Origin of the sequence: Bacillus sp. DHT2, from assembly GCF_026241455.1 — a bacterium.
In the GTDB taxonomy this organism is placed as follows: domain Bacteria; phylum Bacillota; class Bacilli; order Bacillales; family Bacillaceae_G; genus Bacillus_A; species Bacillus_A pseudomycoides.
The window spans coordinates 685,882-698,651 of record NZ_JAPHWH010000001.1 but is presented as its reverse complement, the minus strand read 5'-3'; the positions used below and the strand labels follow the sequence as shown (position 1 = coordinate 698,651).

General features: G+C 32.9%; 15 protein-coding genes. 14 read left to right on the top strand and 1 reads right to left on the bottom strand.

Features of this window, described 5'->3' with window-relative positions; genetic code table 11:
• Nucleotides 1-41: 41 nt before the first annotated feature.
• From ORL93_RS03900 to ORL93_RS03850, 11 genes are all read left to right on the top strand, one after another.
• Nucleotides 42-833 (top strand): arylamine N-acetyltransferase family protein, encoded by a 792-nt coding sequence (locus tag ORL93_RS03900; RefSeq protein ID WP_018780512.1) that lies wholly within the window; start codon nucleotides 42-44, stop codon nucleotides 831-833.
• Between the two features lie 151 nt (nucleotides 834-984).
• Complete coding sequence (locus ORL93_RS03895) at nucleotides 985-1,635, top strand: YdeI/OmpD-associated family protein (RefSeq protein ID WP_097793782.1); 651 nt, start codon at nucleotides 985-987, stop codon at nucleotides 1,633-1,635.
• A gap of 326 nt (nucleotides 1,636-1,961) precedes the next feature.
• Nucleotides 1,962-3,077, top strand: coding sequence for an NAD(P)/FAD-dependent oxidoreductase (locus ORL93_RS03890; protein WP_018780514.1), 1,116 nt, complete (start codon nucleotides 1,962-1,964; stop codon nucleotides 3,075-3,077).
• 189 nt (nucleotides 3,078-3,266) lie between these two features.
• Nucleotides 3,267-3,827 (top strand): GNAT family N-acetyltransferase, encoded by a 561-nt coding sequence (locus ORL93_RS03885; protein WP_265958646.1) that lies wholly within the window; start codon nucleotides 3,267-3,269, stop codon nucleotides 3,825-3,827.
• Nucleotides 3,828-3,953: 126 nt separating this feature from the next.
• Nucleotides 3,954-4,328, top strand: a complete 375-nt coding sequence (locus tag ORL93_RS03880; protein ID WP_006094986.1) for a nucleotide excision repair endonuclease — start codon at nucleotides 3,954-3,956, stop codon at nucleotides 4,326-4,328.
• A 175-nt stretch (nucleotides 4,329-4,503) separates the two neighbouring features.
• Complete coding sequence (locus ORL93_RS03875) at nucleotides 4,504-5,127, top strand: DUF4352 domain-containing protein (RefSeq protein WP_265958643.1); 624 nt, start codon at nucleotides 4,504-4,506, stop codon at nucleotides 5,125-5,127.
• Nucleotides 5,128-5,269: 142 nt separating this feature from the next.
• Complete coding sequence (locus ORL93_RS03870; protein ID WP_018780517.1) at nucleotides 5,270-6,049, top strand: undecaprenyl-diphosphate phosphatase; 780 nt, start codon at nucleotides 5,270-5,272, stop codon at nucleotides 6,047-6,049.
• Nucleotides 6,050-6,353: 304 nt separating this feature from the next.
• The gene (locus tag ORL93_RS03865) at nucleotides 6,354-7,685 is read left to right on the top strand and encodes an NAD(P)/FAD-dependent oxidoreductase (RefSeq protein WP_265958641.1); all 1,332 of its coding nucleotides are present in this window, start codon (nucleotides 6,354-6,356) and stop codon (nucleotides 7,683-7,685) included.
• Between the two features lie 81 nt (nucleotides 7,686-7,766).
• Nucleotides 7,767-8,288 (top strand): GNAT family N-acetyltransferase, encoded by a 522-nt coding sequence (locus ORL93_RS03860; protein WP_097793778.1) that lies wholly within the window; start codon nucleotides 7,767-7,769, stop codon nucleotides 8,286-8,288.
• Nucleotides 8,289-8,320: 32 nt separating this feature from the next.
• On the top strand, nucleotides 8,321-8,842 hold the full coding sequence (locus ORL93_RS03855) for a YfiT family bacillithiol transferase (protein WP_003197899.1): 522 nt from the start codon (nucleotides 8,321-8,323) through the stop codon (nucleotides 8,840-8,842).
• Nucleotides 8,782-9,321: a GNAT family N-acetyltransferase gene (locus ORL93_RS03850; protein ID WP_176524665.1), complete on the top strand. Its 540-nt coding sequence runs from the start codon at nucleotides 8,782-8,784 to the stop codon at nucleotides 9,319-9,321. The genes ORL93_RS03855 and ORL93_RS03850 overlap by 61 nt, the downstream gene beginning before the upstream one ends.
• A gap of 177 nt (nucleotides 9,322-9,498) precedes the next feature.
• Here the strand turns inward: ORL93_RS03850 and ORL93_RS03845 are convergent, their stop codons facing one another.
• Nucleotides 9,499-9,876, bottom strand: a complete 378-nt coding sequence (locus tag ORL93_RS03845) for a PH domain-containing protein (protein WP_003197904.1) — start codon at nucleotides 9,874-9,876, stop codon at nucleotides 9,499-9,501.
• 191 nt (nucleotides 9,877-10,067) lie between these two features.
• Here ORL93_RS03845 and ORL93_RS03840 point away from each other — a divergent pair, with 191 nt between their 5' ends.
• From ORL93_RS03840 to ORL93_RS03830, 3 genes are all read left to right on the top strand, one after another.
• On the top strand, nucleotides 10,068-10,919 hold the full coding sequence (locus ORL93_RS03840; protein WP_018780522.1) for a patatin-like phospholipase family protein: 852 nt from the start codon (nucleotides 10,068-10,070) through the stop codon (nucleotides 10,917-10,919).
• A gap of 181 nt (nucleotides 10,920-11,100) precedes the next feature.
• Nucleotides 11,101-12,294, top strand: a complete 1,194-nt coding sequence (locus ORL93_RS03835; RefSeq protein WP_144568658.1) for an alpha/beta hydrolase — start codon at nucleotides 11,101-11,103, stop codon at nucleotides 12,292-12,294.
• Nucleotides 12,295-12,315: 21 nt separating this feature from the next.
• Complete coding sequence (locus ORL93_RS03830) at nucleotides 12,316-12,723, top strand: DnaJ family domain-containing protein (protein ID WP_098060004.1); 408 nt, start codon at nucleotides 12,316-12,318, stop codon at nucleotides 12,721-12,723.
• Nucleotides 12,724-12,770: the final 47 nt, after the last annotated feature.

Below are 12,770 nucleotides of genomic sequence, written 5' to 3'. Positions count from 1 at the left end.
CATATAATACATTCACTCTAAATATTGAAGGGGTGCTTTATATGACAGAGTTACAAGATCAGTTTTTTGCAAGGTTAAACCTAAAGAAACAACAGACTGTGAGATTTGAGGACTTGAACAAAATAATTAGCGCAATTGCGTATGAAATTCCGTTTGAGAATTTAGATATCGTAACAGGTAATACGAAAGAAATTTCTAAAGAGAATTTACAAAAGAAAATACTAATGAGTTCACGAGGTGGGCTTTGCTATGAAATGAATTCTATTCTATATTACTTATTAAAAGATTGTGGATTCGATGTGAAGTTAGCATTAGGCACAGTTTATAAAAGTGATTTAAATGTATGGGCTCTTGAAGAAAGCCATATTACAATCATTTTAAATTATGATTCAGTATCGTATTTAGCTGATGTAGGAATTGCTTCACTTGTACCTCTCACACTTGTACCGTTTACTGGTGAGATTGTTACTTCAAAAAATGGCGAATATCGTGTTAGGAGAAAAGATACAGATAAAGGAACTTATATTTTAGAAAGACGAGACACTCATTCGTGGCATGACCCACATGAAAAGATAGAATGGAAAGTATGTCATGCTTTTCGTACGGATCCTATTGATGAAACAACTTTAAATGAAGTTCAAAGAAAAGTCATAGAAGATGAGAATTCTAGTTTTAATAAAGGGCCGATTGCAGTAAAACTTACGCATTCTGGATATGTCTCTTTGACGAAAGATAGTTTGACTCAAGTAATGAATGGTCAAAAAAGGAAAAGTGTAATTACAGAGAATCACTATAAGAAGCTCTTACATGATATATTTAACATTGAAATGTAAACCTTACCTTTGCATTCAAAATAGAAATAGTATGATCCTTAATGTAAAAGCGTCATGGTAAATAAATGGTTTGGTTTGCACAGTAAGGTCATTCTCTTTTATGGTAATATAGGTACGATAAAAGTAACAATGAATAAAAAAGGAGTCTACTATGTCAGTTATCGATAAATTGAACCTTAGTAAATATAGTAATATGGCAGTGATTAATCAACCAAACGATTATGCCCTTTTTACTGAACAAGCAATTAAGTTATCTAAAGATCATGATGCTATTTTCATTTTTGTAGAAACAATTGATGAGATGGTAAAGTACACGCAACTTATTATTAATAAGCAAATATTACTCGAAAAAGGTTATTTATTTTTCGCTTATCCGAAAAAAGGTAACACTCGTTATGAAACTTTTGTTCACAGAGATGAAATATTTCCAGCAATGAACGTTGGAGAAGATGGATATGTAGATAATAGTGATATTAAGTTTGCACGGATGGTAAGTATGGATGATGTCTTTACTGTCGTTGGTTTGAAACGCGAAAAAAAGAAAGTTAAAAAGACATCTGCTGCTAGTCAATGTGTTTCTGATTATGTAGAGAATATTAAAGATGTAGAAGCATTATTAGCTAATCACCCAAATGAACTTCAGTTTTATCAAAGTTTAACACCAGGCTATCAAAAAGATTGGGCACGCCACATATTCTCAGCAAAACAGCAACAGACACGTGAAAAGCGTGCGCAGCAAATGGTTGAAATCCTTTCGCAAGGTTATAAATCAATTGATTTATTCCGCAGAAAGAAGAAATAAAGAAGATTTAATAGTAAAACTAGGATATTCAAAAAGAGTGGAATTTTTTTAAAGTGTAGTTATAGGTACCGTAAGTCTAATTTTAAGATGTAAAACATATTCTTGATCTCATCAAGAATATGTTTTTTTATGAACTTCCGTTTTCGATATCAAAATACATAATGATGACACAATTAATAGAAGAGAAAAGTTGAAAAAACATCTCCTTCAAGTATACTGAATATGATTCAGAATTTATGAGAGTGGCTTTTTACAGCACATAAAATGTGTAGAGCTCTCGTGCAGTAAATAGAATATAAAAGAATGAATAAGAAAAGGTGTTTGAAATGAAATCGTATATTGTAGTTGGAGCTGGAATTTTAGGGGCGTCTACTGCTTATCATCTCGCTAAAGAGGGAGCTCGTGTTACTTTGGTTGATCGCCAGGATTTAGGACAAGCAACGGATGCAGCAGCAGGAATTGTATGTCCATGGCTTTCACAACGGCGTAACAAAGCTTGGTATAAAATCGCGAAAGGTGGAGCGAGATATTACGCTTCTTTAATCCAGCAATTAGAAGAAGATGGTGAAATAGATACAGGTTATAATCGAGTAGGTGCTATTAGCCTACATACAGATGATAAAAAGTTAGATCAAATGGAGGAGCGAGCATATAAACGACGTGAGGATGCTCCTGAAATTGGCGAAATCACTCGTCTATCACCAGAGGAAACAAAAAAATTATTCCCGCCGTTATCGGAAGAATATGGAGCTGTGCGTATAAGCGGTGCTGCTCGGGTAAATGGACGAGCACTTCGTCAATCTCTTGTAAATGCTGCGAAAAAACATGGCGCTACCTTTATAAAGGGAGATGCTGTTTTAATTCATGAAAACAATTATGTTAAAGGTGTTCATGTAAATGGTGAAACAGTAACGGCAGATCAAGTAATTGTTACTGCAGGAGCATGGGCAAATGAGTTGTTAAAACCTCTTGGTGTTAACTTTCTTGTGACTTTCCAAAAAGCACAAATTGTTCATTTACATATGCCGAATACGAATACTGAAAATTGGCCAGTTGTTATGCCGCCAAACGATCAATATATTTTAACTTTTGAAGATGGCCGTGTAGTTGTAGGTGCAACACATGAAAATGATACTGGTCTTGATTATCGTGTTACAGCTGGTGGTTTACATGAAGTATTTGATAAAGCATTGTCTGTGGCACCAGGGTTAGAAAATAGTACGATGCTGGAAACAAGAGTTGGTTTTAGACCATTTACACCAGGTTTTCTTCCAGTCATTGGTCCGTTACCTAATTTTAAAGGTATACTAGTTGCGAACGGCCTAGGTGCTTCTGGATTAACAGCAGGTCCATACTTAGGTTCAGAACTTGCAAAACTTGCTCTTGACCAACCGATAGAATTGGATTTAAGTCATTATGATGTAGCTGGTGCACTTGAATAGTGATTAGATCTAGAAACAAAAAAAGATTAGGAATAGCTACCTAATCTTTTTTTGTTTCTTTTTATATTTGCAGAGGGAATTTTGAGCATTTTGGAGAAAAGCTATATTGATTGTAAATTTGAAATAGATAGCATGAAAATTATAAATCAATTACACATACAATTTTAGAGGATTAAGGAGTTGCCTTAAGTGTATAACGTTGAAATAAGAAGACCAATCATTGGTGATTATGAAGAGTTACATCAATTGTTTCATACAGTCATTGTAGATACGTTTGCTAGAGAAGGTTTATCGGAGTTGACTGGCGATATAGAAAATGAAATTGAAACTAAAAAACAGTACTTGAAATGTGACTTTGATAGCGACGGGAAAAATCGATATTTTTTGATCGCTGTAGACAAACATTGTAATAAAATTTTCGGCACAATTGAATTTGGGCCATCTAGTAAACTGATTAATAATTGCACAGATGGCGCATTAAAAGACTTATATGAGATAGGGACTGTATTTGTACTCCCGAATTACCAAAGACGCGGCATAGGTAATTTGCTTTTAAATGCGATTTTTCTTACCTTATTGGATAAAGGAATAAAAGAATTCTGTTTGGATAGCGGATATACTAACGCACAAAAAATATGGAAGAAAAAATTTGGAGAGCCTAACTTTTTGTTAAAGGATTATTGGGGCGAGGCGTATGATCATATGATTTGGAGAAAATGCATAAATGATATTATAATATTTAGTAGATAATGAAAGTTGTTTTAGCAAATCGATTGTATAAATTTAATTAAATTACATTTATAATCAACACGCATAGCTTTTCTTTCATACTTATGCTATTATTTACCTTTACTATAAAAGAGGACGTGAAGTAACTTGATTAAAATTGATTTACCTGCAGTTGATGTTTCTATAACAGAAAGAAAACAAGTAATAAAAGGCGATGAGCCAAGAATCACTCCAATTCATGGATTCATTGATTTCCACCTGTTTCCAAGAGATAAAGGCGGCATTTTTATGTTTTATAACATTAATGATGAACTTCTTTTTGTTGGGAAAGCACGTAAAATAAGACAGCGTATTAAAAAGCATTTTGAAGACAATGTTTCACCAATTCAAGCACATCGCGATGAAGTATATCGTATTGATGTATGTATTGTAGAAGATCCAATGGAAAGAGAAATTTACGAAACATACATCATTAATGAACTTCAAGCGAAGTATAATGTTGATAAAGTATTTTATAAATAAAATAAGAGTAATTTAAAACATGATCTTAGTATTATATTAAGGTCATGTTTTTTTATTTAATAAAAAACATTTGATCCCCTTAGACTATTCGACAAAATATAACAATGCAAAAAATTGTTTTTTGCTATGATAAATAGGAAATTTATATATTGTGTTTATCGGGGGATAAAAAAGGATGTTGAAAAAATTTACTACATGTATTTTGGGTGGCGCTTTAGTATTTAACTTATCTGGGTGTGGAAGTACATCTGACAAAACTTCTTCTGAATCTAAAGAAACCACTTCTAAGCAAGAAGAAAAGAATGTGAAAACAAACGATACAACGAAAGGGAATACAGATTCGAAAAACACGGAACAAACAAAAGAAAAGACAAAAATAAAAGAAAAAGAGTATTCATTAAACAAAACTTTTAATACGCCAAAATTTGATGTAACTGTGAAAAGACTTGTAGAAAGAGATAAGGTTGGTAAAGAAAGTATAGGGATCCAAGAGCCTGAAAATGGACATGTCTTTATTGTTATAGAGGTTGAAGGGAAAAATATCACAAACGAACCGATGAAATTAGCAGTTTTGCCATCAGTTGATTTAGTGGATGAAAATGATAATGCTTACCAAAGTGATGTGTGGGCAACTAGTAGTTATGAGGTTGAAAAAGGCGAGACCTCTACTATTAGTAAGGAATTAAAACCTGGTGATGTAAAGAGAGGAAATAAAGTTTATGTGATTAATAAAGAAAAGTTTGATACAGGTAAATGGTATGTTCTTGTTAATCATGAACATAAAGAACAAATTAAATAAAGTTTATGTTAAGAGGGTATATACCCTCTTTTTTTGTTGTTTGGAAAAGTCCTTAAATCTTGAATTCCTTTACCTTTCTTTTCTTTCATAACAGGTAAAAACAAACATATACTGGTACAAGCAAACAAGAAAGGAGACAATCATGAACTGGTTAGAAGCTTTTATATTAGGAATTATTCAGGGATTAACGGAATTTTTACCTATAAGCAGTACCGGACACTTGTATTTAGGAAGACATTTGTTTCATTTAGATGAAGCTGGGCTTTTTTTAGACACGATGCTGCATATTGGTACCCTGTTAGCGGTGTTTATTTATTATAAAAAAGAGTTTATCTATTTAATTAAAAATCCACTTTCAAAGCTTACATTTTTACTCATTGTTGGAACAATCCCAGCAGTTATAATTGGCTTATTATTTAAAGATTTCTTTGAAGAGATTTCAAAAACGGGTGTAACAATCGGATGGGAGTTTTTAGTGACAGGTTTGTTTTTATATATGGCAGAGAAACAAAAAAATGGACGTAAGAAAATGGATGACATTACATATCAAGATGCTTTTATTATTGGTTCGTTTCAAGCGTTTGCTATTTTTCCAGCAATCTCTCGTTCTGGTATGACGATTGTCGCAGCACTTTGGAGAAAATTAGATCGTGAAACAGCTGCATATTTTTCGTTTTTGTTATCTACTCCCGCTATTGTTGGAGCAATCATTTTACAGTCTGTAGACGTATTTCAAGGGAAAGCTGAAAGCATTTCAAGTACATCGTTAATCGTTGGCGCCTTATCTGCTGCATTTTTTGGATATATTGCAGTATCTTGGATGATTCAATATTTAAAGCAGCATTCTCTTAAAGTATTTGCATATTATGTTTGGGCTCTAGGCATTATCATTTTAACTTTACAGTTCACTGGCGTATTTTAAGGAGAACGACCTTGAAAAAATACAGTCATGCAATAATCTTATTTTATGCTGAGTCTTGCTGGTGAACGTTATTAGATAAACAATGCTATTTTTAGCGGAATTACATGTTGATTCTTTGCTTAAATAGTACTTGTAATTAAGGGGAAAGACGAATAAATGTTGATAAAAAAATCCTGTTGCGCAATTTTATAGCAGGATTTTTTATTTTATGATTCTATTAATATGTCAGAAGAATAAAGAGGAAAATGAAAAATTTATTTTAGCATCATGAAAGTAGCGGAAATATCTTGCGGGAGGTAAAAAAATGTTAGGAAAAGCAATCGTTATTGGTGGAAGTATAGCTGGGAAACTAGCAGCAAAAGCTTTATCTGATTATTTTCAAGAAGTAATAATTTTAGAAGCAGGCGAAGAATGGAATGAAAAAAGGCCTAGAAAAAGAGTACCTCAAAGCCATCATCCTCATGTGTTATTAAAAGGTGGTGAAGTAGCAATTGAGAAATTATTCCCGGCAATTATGAATCAATTAAAAGAAGATGGTGGTATCGAAAATAATTTTACTGGGGATTTGAAATGGCATCATTTTGGTTTATGGAAACAACCATTTATCGGAGAGTTGAATGCGGTTCAACAAAGTCGTCCTATGCTTGAGTGGCACATACAAAAAAGTATGAGTGAAGTAACTAATATTACAACAAAATATGAAACAATGGTTGAACAGTTGATAATAGATCGGCAGCATAACAAAATCTCTGGAGTAAAAGTGCGATGCGTGAAGACCGGAAATAAAGAAAATTTCCACGCAGAACTAGTTGTGGATGCAAGTGGATTTGGTTCGAAAACTATAGAATGGTTAGAAACACATGACATAGAAGTAAAAGAAGAAAAAGTATGGATTCAATTATTTTACGCGACTAGGGTATTCCGTCTAAAAAAGAATGAATATCCTGATTGGTGTAATTTACTTATTTCTCCTAGCTTTCCTGAAAATCCTTATGGCGCCTTTATTCAAACCATTGAAGACAATCGATATTTCGTGACTTTTAGCGGATACGCCAGTGAAAATGCACCAAAAACAGATGAAGAATTTCTTGCATTTGCTTATAAGTTACCTGCACCAGATGTCATTCATTTTCTTGAACAAGCAGAGCCAATTACAGATATAAAAATACATAAGATTCCATACCAAGTTCGTCGTCGATTCGATTTAGTGAAAAATATGCCAAAAGGATTTTTAGTAATTGGAGATGCTCACTGTCGCTTTGATCCAGTTTTTGGACAAGGAATTTCTGTCACTGCTATGGAAGCTGAAGAATTACAAATGTGTTTAAAGAAGGGGAAAGTGCTAGAGAAAGATTTTACGCGTGACTTTTATAAGCGAATTTCAAAAATTATTGCAACGCCGTGGGAAATGGTTACTACAGAAGCTTTCCGTCACCCTAAGATAAAAGGAGAAAAGCCTTTTATACAACCATTTCAACAATGGTATACGAAAAAAATATACCAACTTTCCGCGAGTAATACAGACGTTTACATTCGTTTAGTTAGGGTCATGAACCTTATGCGTAGTCCCCTACATCTTCTTCATCCTAAGGTATGGCTTGCTATTCTTACAACTCGAAAAAATAAAGGAGGTTAATCTCATTACAAGCAGTAGGATTTTAACTATTAAATGGAGAATTTATAAGTAGATAATTGATTAAAAAGGAATGAGTCATGAATGGAAATATACATAGAAAAATTAAAGAAACAAGATGCGGAAGAATTGTTTGCTTTTGAGAGTTATAATAGAACTTTTTTTGAAAAGATGGTACCGAGTCGTGGTGATGATTACTATGTTTATGAGACGTTTCAATCTAAACATGATGAATTGTTAAAGGAACAAAAAGAAGGCACTTCCTACTTTTATCTTATACGGAATATGGAAAAAACAATTGTAGGTCGAATAAACTTAGTAGACATAGAGAAAGATAGAGAATTGGGATATCTTGGTTATCGTGTAGGAGAAGATTTTATCGGAAATGGAATTGCAACTAAGGCCGTCCAATTACTCTTAATTCAAGCAGCAAACCATCAAATTATCGAAATTCATGCAAAGACAACAAATAATAATATTGCTTCACAACTAGTATTAGAAAAAAACGGCTTTTCACGTACCGCAATTGATAAAAAAGGTATAGAGTTAAATGGTCAAAAGATTAATTTCATTCATTACGTTTGGAAACATACTAAAGTATTATAAAGGAAATTTTAAAACAAAAGGGGAACAATACAATGCAGGACTTACGTTATCCAATTGGGAAGTTTACTTATGAAGGAAATATTACGGAGGAAATGGTAGAAAAGTGGATTCAAGAAATTGAAAATCTTCCTGCAAAACTAACAAAAGCAATTAACGGTTTAGATAAAGAACAGCTAGATACACCTTATCGAAAGGGTGGATGGACAGTACGGCAAGTTGTTCATCATGTTGTCGATAGTCATATGAATAGTTATATTCGTTTTAAGTTAGCTCTTACAGAAAATAACCCGACAATTAAACCATATATGGAAGAGAAATGGGCAGAGCTCCCTGATTCAAAATTACCTGTAGATGTTTCCCTTGTATTATTAGATTCATTACATAAAAGATGGGTAAATGTATTAAGCTCTTTAGAGCAGACAGATCTTGAAAAAACTTTTAATCATCCTGAATCAGGTGAAACAAAACTGGAGGTAGCAATTGGATTATATGCATGGCACGGTCGGCATCATACTGCACATATCACTTCTTTACGGGAGCGATTAGGGTGGTAAATGTTATGGGAATAATACTAGAAAGAGCAATAAGTTTTGATGCGGAATATATTTTCAATATTCAAGTACAAGCATTTAAACCGTTATTAGAAAAATATAAGGACTATAAAACGAATCCTGCTAATGAAACAATTGATAAAGTAATTACAAGAATAAACAATCCTTATGGTGGATTTTATAAAATATTTGTTGATAATACTCTTGCGGGAGCTATTTGTATATTTCGGAAAGAAAAGACAACGGAATTCTGGATAAGCCCTATGTTTATTTTGCCTATTTATCAAGGGAAAGGGGTAGCCCAGAAAGCACTCGTTTTAATAGAGAAGATGTTCCCACAAGCAACTAGTTGGGAATTAGCTACCATTTTAGAAGAAGAACGTAATTGTTATCTGTATGAAAAAGTGGGCTACATTCAGACGGGGTTAAGAAAGAAGTTGAATGATAATACAACACTTGTTTATTATAAGAAAATATTATAAAAATAGATTTTAAAAGGATAGATACAACAGAGTATATCTGTATTATCTATCCCTTTATTTTGGTCCTATATAATACAATGTTGCGAAGTTTTTTTGTATTTTTAAAACAAAACAATGCATGTTGTTCCAAAAAACACGGGGTTATAACTTTTGTTTTTGTATAAAAATGCAAAGGTGTTATTTTGTTGTATATTTTACTAATGCTTTTTGAACGCTTAAAATACTGTCATCACTTTTAAATTCCTTTGTAATCGGTTCATGCATACTAGATACCCAAATTTTAAGTTCTGCATCTAAATCAAAATGACCTGCTGTTTCAATGCTAAATTGTGTAATGCTTTTATATGGAATAGAATGATATTCTGTTTTCTTACCAGTTACTCCTTGTTTATCTACTAAAATCATTCGTCGATCTGTAAATACAATTAAATCTCGAATCAATTTATACGCATACTCAACTTGTTCATCATCAAGCATAATCTTCTGTAAGTCACGCTCAACATTTTCTGTACTCGTATCAGATGCATTTCCGAAAATACCACTAAATAAACCCATATAAAATTCCTCCTTTATGATCTGTGGAATGAGTTTCTTTTATTGTATCATGTTATAGACTAAGAGATTCTTACAATGCAGCAAGAGCTTTTTTAAGCAAATGCAATGAATTTATTGATACTTCATCATAATATCTTGTGCTAAAATATAAGTGTTTAGAAAATCAAGAAACAAATATAGAGGGATTATAAATGAAAAATATCGGTTTAGTATTAGAAGGTGGAGGCATGAAAGGGTTATATACAGCAGGGGTACTTGAGTACTTTATGGAAAATGATTTGTTTTTCCCATATGTAGTTGGAGTATCGGCAGGAGCATGCATGGGTGCAACTTATTTATCGCGTCAAAAAGGAAGGAATAAAAAAGTAAATACAGAGTTAGTATCTGATCATCGTTATATATCTTATCGAAACTTAATACGAAAAAGAGAATTGTTTGGTATGGACTTTCTTTTTGATGAAGTGCCTAATAAAATTGTACCATTTGACTTTCAAACTTTTTCACATGCAAATGAGCAATTTGTAATAGGCACAACAGATTGCGAGACAGGACAAGCTGTTTATTATAATAAGCAAGAGCATGGGAATGATATATTGAAAATTATTCGCGCATCAAGTTCTGTTCCATTTATTGCTCCAGCTGTGGACTATGATGGTAAAAAACTTTTAGATGGGGGGATCATTGATCCTATCCCTGTTCGAAAGGCACAAATAGATGGATTTCAAAAAAACATTGTTATTATGACAAAGCCAAAAGGATATGAGAAAAAGCGTAATAAGTTTTCACCAATGGCAAAATATTTATATAGACGATATCCGAAAGTCTCTAAGCTTTTAGTAGATCATTATCGGTTTTATAATGAGAGCATTTCATACATGTCTTCAGATGAACAAAAAGAAAACTTTTTTGTAATTCAACCAAGCATGCAGCTTCCTGTTAGTGGGATTGAAAGAAATAAGGACAAGCTTGTTAATTTATATAATCTTGGGTATCAGGATGCAAAGAATCAGTATGAGCAGTTATTAGAATGGATAGAGAAATAATAACTATAGGGGTGAACAGTGGATACTAGGAAACAGCATGTAAAATAAGAATGTAAACACACAGACTATATTGTTTGTGTGTTTTTGTTCATAAAATATACAACATTAGTACCCTGTTTATATAGGAATTTATTTACAAAAAAAGAAGTACTAATATACTGCAGTGGAGGAGGGAAAAGGAATGAAGTCAATACTAAGCCCCAAAATAACAGAGCTTACAGATCAATTAAGCAATGGAGATACACGAGCTTTTCATACATTTTTAGATGAACTCAAAGCAAATGAGACGCCACTTATAGAAACTTGTCCAATGAATAATCAGTATCATCTTATTACTTACATATGGCTAGGCGATAAAGACACAGAAAATATTTATGTATTTGGTAGTTATCCTGGTTGGGATCTTCATTCTAATCGACTAGAACGGCTTTCAGACACGAATTTATGGTACAAAACATTCAGAACGAACAAAAAGTTTATTTCTACCTATCACTTTTCAGTTAATGATTATTTTGAACAAAATTGGATAGCGCGTAGTGAACAGTATCAGTTAGATCCATTTAACAGTCATATATTTGGAGAAGGAACAGATAGAGCAGCTGTTTTAGAAATAGGAATGGAAATGCAGTACGATAAAAGATTCCCTAAAAATTATAATCCTCAGGGAAAAGTTGAAACATATTCTTTTTACAGTTCTGTTTTAGGCAATACACGAAAGATATATATTTACACACCTCATGATTATTCTCTTACATCAAGCCTTCAAAATCTTATCCTCACATTTGATGGAAACTCATTTATGCAAAATCTTTCAGCACCAGCAACACTCAATCATCTCATTCATAAACAAGAAATACCTTCGTGTATTGTTGTTGGAATTGAACACGTAGATCGATTAAATGAGCTTACTTATAACGACAAGATGAATGCATTTTTAATAGAAGAGCTACTTCCTTGGATTCAAACAAAATATCATGTATATAAGGATCCGGCGCATGCAACAATTGCTGGTTTAAGTTTAGGTGGCCTAGCGGCGTTTTATACAGCACTTCAGAATCCTCATGTTTTCGGAAATGTGCTGTCATTGTCAGGTTCTGTACATTGGAAAAAGGACGGGTATGAAGAAAAACTTCCCTGGATGGAGAAACAATTTTTATCAATTAGTAATACGCTGAGATTACGTATGTATATGGCAGCTGGAACTCTTGAGAATGAATCGCTTTTAAAAGCCAATAGGAGCCTGTATAAGACGCTTAGAGAAAAAGAATACCAAATTACCTATAGTGAGTTTCAAGGCGGTCACGACGAGATTTGGTGGCGAGAGCAACTTACTGAAGGTTTATTAGCATTAAATAATTCAAGATCGTTATCTTAAAAAGAAATGAGGAGGTAAAATATGAATCAAAAGGATTTAGATAAAGAGTTAAAAAAACAAGAGATTTTAGTAAAGGATGAGAAGGTTTGGGATTTCACGTATGAAGATCATATTAGTTCTATCGTTAAGCGGGCAGAAAAATCAGGAGCTTTTGATGACCTACCTGGCAAGGGGAAACCACTTAATATTGATAAAAGCCTTTCGTATAATCCTGAAAAACAACTTTATAAAACATTGAAAGATAATCATGTTTTACCTAGGTGGATTGAGCTTTCGAAAGAAATTGATTATTTAAAGGAAAAGCTGAAAGAGATTATAGATTCTAAAGAAGCAGCAAAGCTAGTTCGGACTATTAATAAAAAAGTTTTGGAACATAACCTTTTGTGCCCAGCATCTGCACAAAAAATGAGAGTGAAAACGGATTTTTAGTATTTTTCAATAAGCCTATTTCTTGTTATATAATTAAAATAGGCTTA

Coding starts and splice junctions, on each gene's coding strand:
- ORL93_RS03895 (WP_097793782.1), top strand. CDS start 985: ATGTCAGTTATCGATAAATTGAACCTTAGTAAATATAGTAATATGGCA.
- ORL93_RS03850 (WP_176524665.1), top strand. CDS start 8,782: ATGGCACGGTCGGCATCATACTGCACATATCACTTCTTTACGGGAGCG.
- ORL93_RS03840 (WP_018780522.1), top strand. CDS start 10,068: ATGAAAAATATCGGTTTAGTATTAGAAGGTGGAGGCATGAAAGGGTTA.
- ORL93_RS03875 (WP_265958643.1), top strand. CDS start 4,504: ATGTTGAAAAAATTTACTACATGTATTTTGGGTGGCGCTTTAGTATTT.
- ORL93_RS03890 (WP_018780514.1), top strand. CDS start 1,962: ATGAAATCGTATATTGTAGTTGGAGCTGGAATTTTAGGGGCGTCTACT.
- ORL93_RS03855 (WP_003197899.1), top strand. CDS start 8,321: ATGCAGGACTTACGTTATCCAATTGGGAAGTTTACTTATGAAGGAAAT.
- ORL93_RS03900 (WP_018780512.1), top strand. CDS start 42: ATGACAGAGTTACAAGATCAGTTTTTTGCAAGGTTAAACCTAAAGAAA.
- ORL93_RS03835 (WP_144568658.1), top strand. CDS start 11,101: ATGAAGTCAATACTAAGCCCCAAAATAACAGAGCTTACAGATCAATTA.
- ORL93_RS03830 (WP_098060004.1), top strand. CDS start 12,316: ATGAATCAAAAGGATTTAGATAAAGAGTTAAAAAAACAAGAGATTTTA.
- ORL93_RS03860 (WP_097793778.1), top strand. CDS start 7,767: ATGGAAATATACATAGAAAAATTAAAGAAACAAGATGCGGAAGAATTG.
- ORL93_RS03870 (WP_018780517.1), top strand. CDS start 5,270: ATGAACTGGTTAGAAGCTTTTATATTAGGAATTATTCAGGGATTAACG.
- ORL93_RS03865 (WP_265958641.1), top strand. CDS start 6,354: ATGTTAGGAAAAGCAATCGTTATTGGTGGAAGTATAGCTGGGAAACTA.
- ORL93_RS03845 (WP_003197904.1), bottom strand. CDS start 9,876: ATGGGTTTATTTAGTGGTATTTTCGGAAATGCATCTGATACGAGTACA.